Origin of the sequence: Siminovitchia sp. FSL H7-0308 (genome assembly GCF_037980985.1) — a bacterium.
In the GTDB taxonomy this organism is placed as follows: Bacteria; Bacillota; Bacilli; order Bacillales; family Bacillaceae_C; genus Siminovitchia; species Siminovitchia thermophila.
In genome coordinates this window covers 2245359-2259462 of the sequence record NZ_CP150282.1, presented here as the reverse complement: position 1 = coordinate 2259462, position 14104 = coordinate 2245359, and the positions used below count along the sequence as shown (strand labels likewise).

The following is a 14104-nucleotide window of genomic DNA, read 5'->3' as shown; positions in this document are numbered from 1 at the left end:
CAGGAGGGTGAAAATATTGTCATTCCAATTTAAGCTGCCTGATATTGGAGAAGGAATCCATGAAGGCGAAATTGTGAAATGGTTCGTGGAACCTGGTAAGAAAGTGGAAGAAGATGACGTATTATGTGAAGTGCAAAATGACAAAGCCGTGGTGGAAATACCATCTCCGGTAACTGGTACAGTGGAGGAAATACTCGTTCAGGAAGGCGAGACGGCTGTTGTCGGAGATGTGCTCGTTACATTTGATGCGCCGGGATACGAAGATCTCCAGTTTAAAGGGGACAGTGGTGAAGAAGAAACCGAAGCGGACGTGCAATCAACCGCAGAATCCGGACAGGATATTCAAAAAGAAGAAGTGAAAGCTGAAGAAAAACAGGAAAAAGAAGCAGAAAGCACGGGTGCCGCGGCTGAACAGGAAAAAACGAACAACCGGGTTATCGCAATGCCTTCTGTACGCAAATATGCCCGTGAAAAAAATGTTGATATCCAAAAGGTAACAGGTACAGGTAAAAATGGCAGAATACTAAAAGAAGATATTGACCAGTATTTGAACGCGCCAGAAAAAGCTACCGAAGTTCCTGACACTCAGGAAGTTCAAAAGGCGGATACGAAGCAAGAAGAAAAACCGAAGGCTCCTGTCGTTCCGGAAGGAGAATATCCTGAAACAAGAGAAAAAATGAGCGGGATTCGCAAAGCGATTGCCAAAGCAATGGTTAATTCGAAACATACCGCTCCGCACGTCACCATTTTGGATGAAGTGGATGTTACAGAACTTGTTGCCCACCGGAAGAAATTTAAAGCTGTTGCGGCCGAGAAAAATATAAAATTGACGTACCTCCCTTATGTTGTAAAGGCGCTCGTCAGCACATTGCGTGAATATCCGGCGCTTAATACATCGGTTGATGATGAAAAAGAAGAAATCATCCAGAAACACTACTACAATATCGGTATTGCCGCCGACACAGAGCGAGGGTTGCTTGTCCCTGTTGTCAAGCATGCCGACTCCAAATCTGTTTTTGCGATTTCAAAAGAAATCAATGAACTGGCGGAAAAAGCGAGAAGCGGCAAACTTAGTCCGAATGAAATGAGCGGAGGCTCGTGCACAATTACGAACATCGGATCTGCCGGGGGCCAATGGTTTACGCCAGTGATCAATCATCCGGAAACAGCCATTCTGGGTATTGGCAGAATTGCTGAAAAACCGGTAGTCAAAAATGGTGAAATTGTAGCCGCTCCTGTGTTAGCATTATCCTTGAGCTTTGATCATCGGGTTATTGATGGAGTTACCGCACAGCAGGCATTAAATCAGATAAAACGTCTGTTGAGCGACCCGGAACTTTTACTAATGGAGGCGTAGAGAATGGTAGTAGGAGATTTCCCAATTGAAACCGATACGATTGTGATAGGGGCGGGACCCGGCGGCTACGTTGCGGCTATTCGGGCTGCTCAGCTTGGCCAAAAAGTGACGATCGTGGAAAAAGGTAACCTTGGAGGAGTTTGTTTAAATGTGGGATGTATTCCATCCAAAGCACTCATTTCTGCTTCGCACCGCTATGATGAGGCCAAAAATTCCAGCGATATCGGCATTAACGCGGAAAACGTTACGTTGGATTTTTCAAAAGTGCAAGAATGGAAATCCGGCGTCGTTAACAAGCTGACCGGAGGAGTTGAAGGCCTTTTAAAAGGGAACAAAGTCGACATCGTCCAAGGTGAAGCCTACTTTGTGGATGAAAACAGCGTCCGTGTCATGGACGATAACTCAGCACAAACGTATACGTTCAAAAACGCCATTATTGCGACTGGATCTCGTCCTGTTGAAATCCCCGGCTTTACATATTCGAAACGGGTGATTGATTCAACAGGAGCCCTCAACCTTGACGAACTGCCGAAAAAACTCGTTGTTGTCGGAGGAGGCTATATCGGGGTTGAACTGGGAACAGCATATGCCAATTTTGGTACTGAAGTAACGATCATTGAAGGAATGAAAGAAATTTTGGGCGGATTTGAAAAACAAATGACCGCTCTTGTCAAAAGAAACTTGAAAAAGAAAAACGTGTCGGTTGTGACCAACGCGTCGGCAAAAGGTGTCGAAGAGACAGACGATGGTGTAAAAGTGACGTATGAGGCCAAAGGGGAAGAACATACGATTGAAGCGGATTATGTCCTTGTTACAGTCGGAAGAAAGCCGAACACGGACGAGCTTGGTCTTGAGCAAGTCGGCATTAAAGTAAACGACCAAGGTCTGATTGAAGTAGACAAGCAGTTAAGAACGAATATACCGAACATCTTTGCCATTGGCGATATCGTTGATGGGCCAAAGCTTGCTCATAAAGCATCCTACGAAGGAAAAATCGCCGCCGAAGTCATTTCGGGTCATTCTTCAGAGATTGATTATCTTGGCATTCCGGCTGTCGTCTTTTCCGAGCCGGAGCTGGCATCTGTCGGCTACACGGAGAAGCAAGCGAAAGAAGAAGGCATTGACATTGCAGTAGGAAGATTTCCGTTTGCGGCAAATGGCCGGGCACTCGCACTTAATGCGACGGACGGATTTGTCAAATTAATTACTCGCAAAGAGGACGGACTCGTTATTGGCGGACAAGTTGCCGGAGCGAGCGCATCCGATATGATCGCTGAGATCGGACTCGCCATTGAAGCCGGGATGACAGCCGAGGACATCGCGATGACGATCCACGCCCATCCTACTTTGGGAGAAATTACGATGGAAGCCGCGGAAGTGGCACTGGGAACGCCTATTCATATTGTGAAATAAAAAATAGTCGAAAAACACATGGATTCTTCCTGTATCAGGAACAACACCATGTGTTTTTCCTTTGTAGTTACACATGTTTTTAATAAAGACTAAATTCATAGTTTTAAATCCCGCCGTAACGTGCATATTATCAGTAAGATGCAAATCACTTTCATGAGACGGTGGAGATTTTGGATGAATAAATATATTGCTCTTATTTTACAACTAATGATTTGGAGCGGGTTTACATTGGTGGAATGGCTTTCGGGAGGGGACCGCCTTTTTTTCAAAGTTATTTTGTTTGGAGTGTTTTTTTATCTCGCTTTTATGTTGGCAAGGATCATTCTCAAATCCAATAAAATCACTTTTATCATAACGGTTATGAGTCTTTCTGCTTATTCAGCCATGCATTTGTTCTTGCAGTTTATTTTTCCAACATGACTTTTCGCTTATGTCATTCCTAGGCCAAAAATGGGTATAATGAAATATATTCGAATGAAAATAGTAGATTTATAGAAGGTGAAATGGTTTTATGAAATGGTTTTACATCATGTTATGTGCAATGTTTTTGCTGGGCTGCTCCAGCGAAGCAGGAACGGAAACTGAAAAGGCCGGGGGCAAGGGTTCAACCTCGCAAGACGAAGGAACCGAAAAGAAAAGCAGGAATGATGACAAAGAGGTAGATTCGAAAGAAGAGCAAGCAGAAAATAAAGAAGAGAATGAGACCGAGAAAACACAAACAAAACCCGAGTACAAAATGAATGAAATGTATGCACTTGAACCGATTGCCGACGCAAATCCGCAAGTGGTCTTGCTGACCATTGATGACGCTCCCGACAAATATGCGCTGGATATGGCTCATATATTGAAAAGACTTGAGGCCCCTGCCATCTTTTTTGTCAATGGGCACTTTATCAACACACCCGAAAAAGAAAAAATGTTAAAGGAAATATATGACCTTGGGTTTGTCATCGGGAACCATACCTATTCCCACAGTGATTTGACAACTTTGCCGGAAGAAAAACAATTGGAGGAAATTGTTTCCGTCAACGATATCGTGGAAAAGGTAACGGGGGAGCGACCGAAATTTTTCCGGGCCCCGTTTGGAAAGAATACGGATAAGAGCAAGGAGATTGCAGCCCAGGAAGGCATGGTGCTGATGAATTGGACGTACGGTTATGACTGGGAGTCCCAATACAAAACAGGGGATGCCATATCTGACATTATGGTCAATACACCCTATCTTCAAAACGGCGCCAATTTGCTGATGCATGACAGAGAGTGGACAAGAGACGGTTTGGAAAAAATGGTTCAGGGGTTGCGGGAAAAAGGCTACGACATGGCAGATCCGAATCTCATTGCAATTGAATGACAACAGGATAACCAATTTGTCATATGTGACATACAATTTGTGCTTGATTTCAGATATATGATACCCTAATATAAAATAAAAGATTTCATTTTCTTACGAAAGGAATGAAATAAATGGGTATCATTGTCTGCCAAGCATGCAATGAAACGATTGATTATTTTGAAGATGAGAAGGTCACGACACTTTATTCCTGTTGCTGTGACTGCGGAAAAAAAGAGGAAACAACAGTCGCCACTGCCATTTAAGGAAGCAGCCCCGGGTATGCTTCCTTTTTTTTGTTGGAGAAAGGTTTTTTCGAAAAGCATGGAGAATGAATACAGAAAAGGAAAAAAAGGAGAAGATGGCAGTGGAACAGTTGAAAACGCGAGTGACTGACTTATTACATATTCAATATCCGATCATTCAGGGAGGCCTTGCTTATCTGGCCTATTCGGAACTGGCTGCAGCCGTTTCAAACGCAGGTGGACTTGGACAGATAACGGCAATGTCGCTGGAAAACCCGGAAATGTTGAAGGAAGAAATTAAAAAAACGAAAGAATTGACCGATAAGCCTTTTGGCGTTAATTTTGCAATCGGCCAGCACGGACGACCTTTTGAACATATGGTTGAAGCCGCCATAGAGGAAAGTGTCAGTGTTGTTTCCGTGACTGGCGGAAACCCTGCCCCATTTTTCAAGATGCTGGAAGGTGTCGATGTCAAAAAGCTCGTGCTTGTTGCAGCTAAAAGACAGGCGCAGAAAGCGGAAGAGCTTGGAGCGGACGCTGTAATGGTTGTTGGTCAGGAAGGCGGGGGGCATATCGGCAAAGATGATATCGGGACTTTTGTTCTTATTCCGCGCGTTGTGGACAGTGTGCAAATACCTGTCATTGCTTCGGGGGGAATCGCTGATGGCAGAGGATTGATGGCTGCCCTTGCACTCGGCGCGGAAGGAATTGAGATGGGAACACGATTTATTGCGACAAAAGAATGTGTACATGCTTCCGAGGAATACAAGCAGGCGATTATCAAGGGAGAGGAAACCGATACTGTTGTCATCAAACAGACTTTAAATGCCCCAGGCAGGGTCATTGTAAATGATTGGGCGAAAAAAATTCTGGACATCGAGCAAGCGGGCGGCGGCTACGAAGAAATGAAAGAGTATATCAGCGGGGAAGCAAACAAAAAATATATACATGAAGGTCTTGTAGATCAAGGATATGGTTGGGCCGGCCAGGCAATTGGATTAATACATAAAGTGGTCAGTGTTGAAGAGTTGATCCAATCGCTGATTTCGGAGGCAGCAGGAATTCGAAAGAAGTGGGGTGTAAAATAAATGGAATATCAATATCCCTGTTCACACCATTGGACGACGGAAGAAATCATTGCCGTCATTCATTTTTTTCAAGCTGTAGAAAAGGCCTATGAAACAGGCATTCCCCGGGATGAATTTATGGCTCAATATCGCCGCTTCAAACAAATTGTTCCCGGAAAAGCAGAAGAAAAAAAGGTGACGAAGGAATTTGAAGAGGTAAGCGGATACTCCGCTTACCAAGTTTTTCAAAAAGCGAAGCAGGCTGAAGATAACAAAACCATCATCATAAAACATACATGATCCCTTATGAACGCATTGATCCAATGCGTTTATTTTTTTGCTAAAAAGGGTACTAAACTAGTAAGCAGAAGGACTCATATAACATTTTCATAGGTAAGTGCACAATTTTGTTACCGGCATAATGCAGACAACATAAGATATCATAAGTAAATTGTGAATTAAGGTCAGGATGGAGATTAATTTTGGAAGGGGTGTTTTTTCATGAAGCAAGTAATGAATGCTTATCGCAAAAAGTCGATGGATAAACAAAAACTTGCTGTCCTTCACCTTGAGTTGAACTATGAATTGGCTGTGTTATTTGATGCCATGCAAGAGGAAAATGAAGAGTTGAAAATAAAAGCAAAGCGAAAGTTGGAAAAAATTCGTGCCGAGTTAATGAAAATGGAAGCATTGTGAGAGTTTGACAAATGAAATTAGACATCAATGAATATAAACATATGAAAAAGCGGACTCACTATTAAGGGCCATGTTTCATAATAGGGGTTCGTTTTTTTGTGTGGTGGCACTTGAAAACGTTCCCTTAATTATCTAAGCTTGTAGCAAGGCAACTATGAAAGACTTTTTTGGAGGTAAACAATGACAAACTGGACGGAAATTGATCAATGTGCTCGGGCCTGGTTGAAGGAAGCCGGCGATAAAATTATTTTATCATTTCAAACGGCTCTTCAAATAAAGGAAAAAACGAACGCAAACGACCTTGTTACGAATATCGATCAGGAGACAGAACGATTTTTTGCCAAACAGATTAGACAAACATTTCCCGGACATCGAATTATGGGGGAAGAAGGTTTTGGTGATGACCTAAAAGATCTTTCCGGAGTCGTATGGATCGTCGACCCTATTGATGGAACGACGAATTTTATCCATCAAAAACGGAATTTTATGATCTCCATCGGAATATTTGAAAACGGTGAATCGCGTCTTGGGTACATATATGATGTCGTATTAAACGAAATATATGTTGCTGTTGCGGGTGAGGGAGCTTATTGGAATGATGAACAGCTCCCCATGTTGAAAGAAACAACTGTTGACAAGGCTGTTATTGGTATTAACCTGACATGGCTGACATCCAACAGGCTGTTGGATCCGGCCAAAACACTTATACCCTTGGCAAATGATGTGCGCGGAACTCGTTCATACGGTTCAGCTGCCATGGAATTTGCTTACGTATCGACAGGAAGGCTTGATGCCTACATAACGATGCGGCTTTCTCCATGGGATTTCGCAGGCGGAAAAATCATTCTGGAAGAAGTGGGAGGGAAAATAACCAATTTAAAAGGGGAACCTTTGAATCTGCTTGAAAAAACCCCGGTTGTCGCCGCAAAACCGCGTCTCCATGAAAAAATAATAGAAGAGTATTTAAAAAAGGGCATTCAATAACAAACGGCGCCATTCATTGAATGGACGCCGTGTTGTGGATACTAAGCATGAGAATACACCGGGTTATCTTATAGCCTTCCGGCTTCCCGAAGCTTTTTTTTCATTTTAAAACCGTAACCCATGACGGATACTAAAATAATCAAGCAAATGAGCATTCCCAACATGCTTTGTACTCCGAGCGAAATGCCCATTCCCACAATGGAAAATGCCGCCAAAATGGCGAGACATAAAAAGTTCCACTTTATGCCAGTCACAAACGTTCGCCTCCTTATTGATATTGTACAAAAAAATTAACCATTTAACCACCATTTATGATATAATTGTCAGGTTCAATGTTCAATATGCACGACTTAGGCAGGAGGAACAACTTTGAATAAAAGAGATGATATAAGAAATATAGCGATCATTGCCCATGTTGATCATGGGAAAACGACATTGGTGGATCAGCTTTTAAGACAATCAGGGATTTTCCGTACGAATGAGCACGTTGAAGATCGTGTAATGGATTCCAATGAATTGGAACGTGAACGGGGAATCACAATTTTGGCTAAAAATACAGCCATTCAATATAAAGGTACAAAAATCAATATCATGGATACCCCTGGACATGCCGATTTTGGCGGTGAAGTAGAGCGGATTTTGCGAATGGTTGACGGCGTTTTGCTTGTTGTGGATGCTTACGAGGGTTGCATGCCCCAAACGCGGTTTGTTTTGAAAAAAGCGCTTGAACAAAACTTGACACCGATCGTTGTTGTCAATAAAGTCGACCGTGATTTTGCCCGCCCGGAAGAAGTGGTGGACGAGGTGTTGGAATTGTTTATCGAACTGGATGCGAACGATGACCAGCTTGAATTTCCAGTTGTTTTTGCTTCCGGCATAAACGGAACAGCAAGTACAGAACCGGACCGTCAGGAAGAAACGATGGAAGTCCTGTACGAAACGATATTGGATCATATTCCGGCTCCCGTGGAAAATCGGGAAGAGCCGCTCCAACTCCAAGTCTCTTTGCTGGATTATGACAAGTATGTTGGCAGAACCGGCATCGGCCGTATCTTTCGCGGAACAATTAAAGTCGGGCAACAGGTCGCCCTTTTAAAACAAGATGGCACAGTAAAACAATTTCGGGTGACCAAGCTGTTCGGATTCTTTGGTTTAAAAAGAGTAGAGATCGACGAAGCATTTTCTGGCGATATCGTTGCCGTTTCTGGGATGGAAGATATAAATGTGGGTGAAACGCTTTGCCCGGTAGACCATCAAGAGCCTCTGCCGATCCTCACAATTGACGAGCCTACTTTGCAAATGACATTTCTTGTCAATAATAGTCCGTTCGCCGGCAGGGAAGGCAAATTTGTCACTGCCAGAAAAATTGAAGAAAGGCTTATGACACAGTTGGAGACCGATGTCAGTTTGCGTGTAGAACTTGGCGATTCTCCCGATACTTGGATCGTCTCCGGACGTGGTGAGCTCCATTTGTCTATTTTAATTGAAAATATGCGGCGTGAAGGTTTTGAACTGCAGGTTTCCAAGCCGAAAGTCATCGTGAAAGAAATTGATGGGACCCTTTGTGAGCCGATTGAGCACGTACAAATCGATGCCCCTGAGGAACATACGGGCAGCATCATTGAATCTCTCGGCTCCCGAAAAGGGACAATGCTGGACATGATCAATAACGGAAAAGGACAGGTCAGGTTGATCTTCCAGGTTCCGGCGCGAGGGCTGATCGGCTATACGACTGAATTTATGTCGATTACAAGAGGGTACGGCATCTTGAACCACACCTTTGATAGTTATCAGCCAATGGCACAGGGACAGATAGGCGGGCGACATCAAGGAGTGCTCGTTTCCATGGAAAGTGGAAAAGCAACAACTTATGGCATCATGCATGTTGAAGACCGCGGTACTATTTTCGTCGAACCCGGAACCGAAATATACGAGGGAATGATCATCGGAGAGCATACCCGGGAAAATGACCTTGCTGTCAATATTACGAAAACAAAGCATGCAACAAACGTTCGTTCGGCTACGAAAGATCAAACGTCGACTATTAAAAGGCCGAGGATCATGTCGTTGGAAGAGTCGCTTGAATACTTGAATGACGATGAGTTGTGTGAAGTCACTCCCGAGTCAATCCGATTGAGGAAAAAGATTTTGAATAAAAATGAACGGGAAAAAGTGGCGAAAAAGAAAAAATATGTCTAAACGGGTTTTTAAACATGGTAAATATGATATGCTTATTTGGGATTCTTCTGTATGGAGGAATCCCCTTTTAAAAGGCTGGAAAAGGAGGGAGCGGAAATGAATTTCTTCGGAAGCCTGGCATCCATTATCGCCATGACCAAAGAAGATCAGGCTGTCATTGACAGATTTTCTGCCATTTATAGATTTTACTACGATTTGACTCAAAATCCGCCAACGGCAAACTGGCTTTTTTATGTAACGATCATTGCCCTTAGCATCCTTGTGTATAAATTGGGGTTTGCCAAAAAGCTCCCATTGCTAAAATCCGCTATTATTTACATTTTTCTCATAGCGGGATGTACGGTACTTACCTTTTTGGGCATTTTCCTGCCAATAGCGGAAGGGCTTATTGTTGCGGCCCTCATTTTAATCCTTTATAAGATCAGATTACACAAAGAAAAAAAATCGGGTGCACTATAGCTTCAGGCACCACAAACGAAAAATACCCATGCACACACAATGAACTGCATCCATCTAACTATTGGAGGTGCAGTTTTTTCTATGGCTACATTTACTGCAGAAGATAAATTACAAGCAATTGAGTGAAATTTAAATAGAAATGAGGTTCAAATGAACAGCAAAATCGTTAAGAACTGATCATAAAGCGATTCTAAAATGGGTGAAACAATATGAGTATAACGGCGTAGAAGCGTTTATAAAACGGTATACAAATTATCCAGCACAGTTTAAACCAGATGTACTAAAATGCATGATTGAAACTGCGGTATATGTAATATATCTACTCAACCTGCACTTCGCAGTGGAAAAAACAATTTGAAACACAAGGATTCGATGCCCTTCAATCAAAGAAAAAGGGACGTCCACCCGTTGGAGAATTTCTTTGGGATTATGAATTCGGAAGAGTCTGGGATACAATAAAAAACGAACAATACAGTGAAACTTCATTCAGTAGGAGTATTCTTCCCTCTCCTACTGAATGTTAGTTGAACGAATCGGGCATTTAGGTGCCGTTATCTCCCACTTAGACCTTTTGTATCAACTCAGGTCTTGAAGTGGAAGTCTTACGGCACCTTACATGCGGGATCAATTATCCCAGTGTTTAATACGCAAGCTTTTAGCGTAGTTAAAATAGGTAGACTCTTGCGGGAATAGCTCGAGCTGAAGATCCCGCAGGAAAGCGACCTTTGCTTTCCGTGGAAGCTGATGCCGGGCCCGCGGAAAGCAAAATATTTTGGCGTAGCGATGATAGGGATTTTTTTAACACAAATAAACTGAACAATGATAAATGAATCGTTCGATTTTTTATATACCAGCCTCGTTGTAATTGTAAAACACTTTAAATTAGAAAAATATATCGATTACTACGGATAAAGTCAAAATTAAAAATGAGTCCGGTGCAATACCGAACTCATTTTACTCAAGTTGCCTGATGAAATAACCGTGTCTAACTTTTAGGGGTGACTTCACAAGGCTTGGGTGTTTTACATTCTAGAAGTCATTTTTCTTTTTTTTAAAACTGTACAGGTGAAATTGTCCGCTTGCAAACCGGGCTCTTGTCTTTTCTTCAATTCGGTTGTGGCATTGTTCACACATATACGTATGGATCGGCCTGTTCCGAAGCTTTTTTGCAAGCGGCGTGTCATCTTCAAGCTCGTTTTGTTCATCACATATCACACACTGTACTTTCATAAAGACCACCTCAAGTACAAATGGAAATTCCTTCTGTACGATTATACCATGATTCGGTGATTGTATAAATTATCGCTTTAAATGGCAGTAAGACTTCCACTGAAATGGGGTTGGGTGGAGGCCTGCCAGTACCAGCCGGATTGGCTTAACTAACAACTAGCGGCCCAAAAGCTCTCCGCCGCTAGAAGTTTCGCCTTAACCGCCTTTAACTGGCAGTAAAAAGGTTGGGTGGGGCTCAACCGCCAGTAACAGCCCGGTTTCGGTCGGCTCCATTGTTAAAAATCGGCATCGTCACATCATCTGTTTTTCAAAGATTCCGACCACGAAAAGTGATGTGGCTTACAGGATTATTAGTGTAAGTGAAGCGATTTCGATAGCATCGTCTTCGCCTGAAAAAAGCGCGAGCTTCAAGGACGTTGCTTCCGGAGCTTGCCACCTAATCGGTGAGGGCTTAGAGGATCGCAGGCTAAGAACACTACATCACGCCTGCACGACCCAACCAACCCGCTGCTAGCATTTTTTCCTTTATTCTTCCGTAGATTGCTCTTGCTGTTCCTTGTTTAAAGTTCTGTTTTCATTTTGATTCATTTCCCGCTTGGGCTTTTGGGGGGCCTCTTCGGGATTTTTATTCATTTCCCGGGGCGGAGCCTCCGGCATTACCCTGCCTGTTATATCTGCCAACTCATTCATAATCCCCTGAAGCGGCTGGCCTGCTGCAAAATCATTTCTTAATTCGTCAAGTCTTTCATTCAAATCGGGGTCGGCTACGACAACCGCGCCGGCTCCCAGCGGATCATGCTTAATGCTTTCAACAACCGAATATTTAAGAGAGCCGACTTTCGATCTGTCCATGTCTTTGTCCACATCAATTCCGATTACGGCATAATCCCCGGCAACAACCGCCCTGGCTCCTCTTACTCCCCGAACTTGTGAAGCCAAGTTGGCAAGATGGTCTGCCTTATCTATATTATCTCGGCGATTATCGTCCGCCATTTCTTCATTTTTTGTACTAACACCTTGTGGTCTGGGCTCGTTCGTATTATTTTCCATATTATTTTGTTGCCCGCATGCCGCCAATAAAAAAATGCACATGAGTAATAAAACTTTTTTCATATGAATTGCCTCCTTTCATATTGCCTTCTTACACTTATATTGTGAAAGAGCTTCTATCTTTATGCGGTCAGGCATATATTTCTGAAAAAGTGCTGACTGGCACCGGCGCATTTCTCGCTTCATATGATATTAAAAAGGAGCAGGAGGCATCAATTTGACGAAAATTTACGTGTTAGATACGAATGTCTTGCTTCAAGATCCGAATGCCGTATTTTCATTTCAAGATAATGAGATCGTCATTCCGGCTGTAGTATTGGAGGAACTCGATTCTAAAAAAAGGGATATGAGTGAAATCGGCAGGAATGCAAGACATGTTTCCAAATTGATTGACAGCTTCAGGAAGACGGGAAAATTGCATGAACAAATCATTCTCGAAAATGGCGGCACACTGAGAATTGAATTGAACCATAGATCCTTTCATCAACTGCAGGAGATTTTTCTTGAAAAAACAAATGATAATCGCATACTCGCGGTGGCGAAGAATATCGCCATTGAAGAAGAGGGAAAGGAAGATGGAAAGCCGGTGATCATCGTAAGCAAAGATGCATTATTAAGGGTGAAAGCCGATGCTCTTGGCTTGCTTGCAGAAGATTTTTTGAGCGACCGGGTCGTTGAAGTCGAACACTTGTATACCGGAATGCAAGAAATTTTTGTCGATATCGACTGTTTAAGGATTTTTTACGAAAAGGGCGAAATATCCGCTTTGGATTTATCAGAAAAAAAGACCTTTTATCCAAATCAATTCGTCATCATGAAAGATGAAATGGGGAGCTCGTCTTCCGGGATTGGGATGGTCGATAAACGGGGAGCAAACATTAAAAAGCTCAAAAGCAGTTATGAGTCCATATGGGGAATCAGACCAAGGAACGCTCAGCAAATGATGGCCGCAGAACTGCTCTTCCGAAATGATATCCAGCTTGTCACAATGATCGGCAAAGCCGGTACGGGAAAGACTTTGCTTGCACTGGCTGCAGGGTTAATGCAGACGGAAGACTTGCAGTCGTACAAAAAGCTGTTGGTGGCGCGCCCGATCGTTCCAGTTGGAAAGGATATCGGGTATTTGCCCGGAGAAAAACAAGAAAAATTACGGCCTTGGATGCAGCCGATATACGACAACCTTGAATATTTATTCAATACAAAAAAGCCGGGGGAACTCGATTCGATCCTCGCCGGAATGGGCTCAATAGAGGTAGAAGCGCTCACATATATTCGAGGAAGAAGCATTCCGGAGCAATTTATCATTATAGATGAAGCCCAAAATTTGACGAAGCATGAAGCAAAGACAATATTAACAAGGGTGGGAGAAAGAAGCAAAATTGTTTTGATGGGTGATCCGCAACAAATCGACCATCCTTATTTGGATGAATACAACAACGGTTTGACATACGTATTGGAGAAGTTTAAAGGGGAAAGTGCGGCGGGGCATATTAAGCTTGTCAAAGGTGAAAGATCCCAATTGGCGCAGCTTGCCGCTGACATATTATAAGCCTTTTCCAAAAGTGATCATAATGACAAATATTCCTGAGAAGGACGAGATTTCAACAAGAGAGTAAAAGAGGATGCCCTTTTAGGGACTGAATGGGCCAATTAAGTGATCATTGCTCCGAATAAAATGATCGCTGTTTTTTATTCATTCCTGAACTCTTCAATGAGGATGTGATGATGATCTGCCCTTTTCTTGCATACTTGAAAATAGAAGGAATCAGCGGATTGAAGTAGCATCTGGACGAATCCGCGGGCTGAAGAACCATTACATATCGTAATCCATATGCGCTTTAGTGTTGTCTTGAAATGAAAAGCTCGCCATGTTTTGATCAATAATTTCCTCGGAAGCGGAATGGGCAGTTTGAAAAATGAGGCAACTCATGCGCTTAACTGTCAGACAAGCCCCCGATTAGCGCTAACCAGAGTCCTCCCAGGGAGAGACTCGCTTCAAAATTCATTCAATAGGCACAATAAACTTCCTGCCGCTTTGTGACGCGGTAAACAAAACAAGCGATATCGCAAAGCG

General features: G+C 43.0%; 15 protein-coding genes. 12 read left to right on the top strand and 3 right to left on the bottom strand.

The genetic code is table 11. From position 1 onward, the window contains the following. Positions 1 to 16: 16 nt before the first annotated feature. The 9 genes from MHB50_RS10750 (at position 17) to MHB50_RS10710 (ending at position 7092) form a co-directional block, all read left to right on the top strand. Positions 17 to 1357, top strand: coding sequence for a dihydrolipoamide acetyltransferase family protein (locus tag MHB50_RS10750; protein WP_340085256.1), 1341 nt, complete (start codon positions 17 to 19; stop codon positions 1355 to 1357). A gap of 3 nt (positions 1358 to 1360) precedes the next feature. Further along, positions 1361 to 2770, top strand: a complete 1410-nt coding sequence (gene lpdA / locus MHB50_RS10745) for a dihydrolipoyl dehydrogenase (protein ID WP_077111258.1) — start codon at positions 1361 to 1363, stop codon at positions 2768 to 2770. Positions 2771 to 2944: 174 nt separating this feature from the next. Beyond that, positions 2945 to 3190, top strand: coding sequence for a hypothetical protein (locus tag MHB50_RS10740; protein ID WP_077111257.1), 246 nt, complete (start codon positions 2945 to 2947; stop codon positions 3188 to 3190). Between the two features lie 91 nt (positions 3191 to 3281). Continuing rightward, positions 3282 to 4121, top strand: a complete 840-nt coding sequence (locus tag MHB50_RS10735) for a polysaccharide deacetylase family protein (RefSeq protein WP_340085255.1) — start codon at positions 3282 to 3284, stop codon at positions 4119 to 4121. A gap of 113 nt (positions 4122 to 4234) precedes the next feature. After that, complete coding sequence (locus MHB50_RS10730; RefSeq protein ID WP_077111255.1) at positions 4235 to 4366, top strand: GapA-binding peptide SR1P; 132 nt, start codon at positions 4235 to 4237, stop codon at positions 4364 to 4366. A gap of 65 nt (positions 4367 to 4431) precedes the next feature. Then, on the top strand, positions 4432 to 5433 hold the full coding sequence (locus MHB50_RS10725; protein ID WP_339163619.1) for a nitronate monooxygenase family protein: 1002 nt from the start codon (positions 4432 to 4434) through the stop codon (positions 5431 to 5433). Next, a complete protein-coding gene (locus tag MHB50_RS10720) occupies positions 5434 to 5712 on the top strand; it encodes a UPF0223 family protein (protein ID WP_077111254.1) in 279 nt (92 codons plus the stop codon). It begins immediately after the preceding gene. A gap of 201 nt (positions 5713 to 5913) precedes the next feature. Next, the gene (locus MHB50_RS10715; protein WP_077111253.1) at positions 5914 to 6108 is read left to right on the top strand and encodes a hypothetical protein; all 195 of its coding nucleotides are present in this window, start codon (positions 5914 to 5916) and stop codon (positions 6106 to 6108) included. Positions 6109 to 6288: 180 nt separating this feature from the next. Continuing rightward, complete coding sequence (locus MHB50_RS10710) at positions 6289 to 7092, top strand: inositol monophosphatase family protein (RefSeq protein WP_077111252.1); 804 nt, start codon at positions 6289 to 6291, stop codon at positions 7090 to 7092. 68 nt (positions 7093 to 7160) lie between these two features. On the opposite strand, the gene MHB50_RS10705 is transcribed toward MHB50_RS10710, so the two are convergent. Next, positions 7161 to 7346 carry a YlaF family protein gene (locus tag MHB50_RS10705; protein WP_077111251.1) on the bottom strand — a complete coding sequence of 62 codons (186 nt, stop codon included), beginning with the start codon at positions 7344 to 7346 and terminating at the stop codon, positions 7161 to 7163. A 115-nt stretch (positions 7347 to 7461) separates the two neighbouring features. On the opposite strand from MHB50_RS10705, the gene typA reads away from it, so the two are divergent. Both typA and MHB50_RS10695 read left to right on the top strand, forming a co-directional pair. Then, positions 7462 to 9291 (top strand): translational GTPase TypA, encoded by a 1830-nt coding sequence (typA, locus tag MHB50_RS10700; RefSeq protein ID WP_077111250.1) that lies wholly within the window; start codon positions 7462 to 7464, stop codon positions 9289 to 9291. A 132-nt stretch (positions 9292 to 9423) separates the two neighbouring features. Further along, a complete protein-coding gene (locus tag MHB50_RS10695) occupies positions 9424 to 9750 on the top strand; it encodes a YlaH-like family protein (protein WP_077111274.1) in 327 nt (108 codons plus the stop codon). 1029 nt (positions 9751 to 10779) lie between these two features. Here the strand turns inward: MHB50_RS10695 and MHB50_RS10690 are convergent. Further along, positions 10780 to 10980, bottom strand: coding sequence for a YlaI family protein (locus MHB50_RS10690; protein WP_077111249.1), 201 nt, complete (start codon positions 10978 to 10980; stop codon positions 10780 to 10782). A 525-nt stretch (positions 10981 to 11505) separates the two neighbouring features. Beyond that, a complete protein-coding gene (locus tag MHB50_RS10685) occupies positions 11506 to 12093 on the bottom strand; it encodes a YhcN/YlaJ family sporulation lipoprotein (protein ID WP_077111248.1) in 588 nt (195 codons plus the stop codon). 154 nt (positions 12094 to 12247) lie between these two features. On the opposite strand from MHB50_RS10685, the gene MHB50_RS10680 reads away from it, so the two are divergent. Then, on the top strand, positions 12248 to 13579 hold the full coding sequence (locus MHB50_RS10680) for a PhoH family protein (protein WP_077111247.1): 1332 nt from the start codon (positions 12248 to 12250) through the stop codon (positions 13577 to 13579). Positions 13580 to 14104: the final 525 nt, after the last annotated feature.

Excerpts from the sequence above, each read along its gene's own strand:
- MHB50_RS10715 (WP_077111253.1), top strand. The coding sequence starts at position 5,914 with ATGAAGCAAGTAATGAATGCTTATCGCAAAAAGTCGATGGATAAACAA.
- MHB50_RS10740 (WP_077111257.1), top strand. The coding sequence starts at position 2,945 with ATGAATAAATATATTGCTCTTATTTTACAACTAATGATTTGGAGCGGG.
- lpdA (WP_077111258.1), top strand. The coding sequence starts at position 1,361 with ATGGTAGTAGGAGATTTCCCAATTGAAACCGATACGATTGTGATAGGG.
- MHB50_RS10725 (WP_339163619.1), top strand. The coding sequence starts at position 4,432 with ATGAATACAGAAAAGGAAAAAAAGGAGAAGATGGCAGTGGAACAGTTG.
- MHB50_RS10735 (WP_340085255.1), top strand. The coding sequence starts at position 3,282 with ATGAAATGGTTTTACATCATGTTATGTGCAATGTTTTTGCTGGGCTGC.
- MHB50_RS10720 (WP_077111254.1), top strand. The coding sequence starts at position 5,434 with ATGGAATATCAATATCCCTGTTCACACCATTGGACGACGGAAGAAATC.
- MHB50_RS10690 (WP_077111249.1), bottom strand. The coding sequence starts at position 10,980 with ATGAAAGTACAGTGTGTGATATGTGATGAACAAAACGAGCTTGAAGAT.
- MHB50_RS10695 (WP_077111274.1), top strand. The coding sequence starts at position 9,424 with ATGACCAAAGAAGATCAGGCTGTCATTGACAGATTTTCTGCCATTTAT.
- MHB50_RS10685 (WP_077111248.1), bottom strand. The coding sequence starts at position 12,093 with ATGAAAAAAGTTTTATTACTCATGTGCATTTTTTTATTGGCGGCATGC.
- MHB50_RS10730 (WP_077111255.1), top strand. The coding sequence starts at position 4,235 with ATGGGTATCATTGTCTGCCAAGCATGCAATGAAACGATTGATTATTTT.
- MHB50_RS10710 (WP_077111252.1), top strand. The coding sequence starts at position 6,289 with ATGACAAACTGGACGGAAATTGATCAATGTGCTCGGGCCTGGTTGAAG.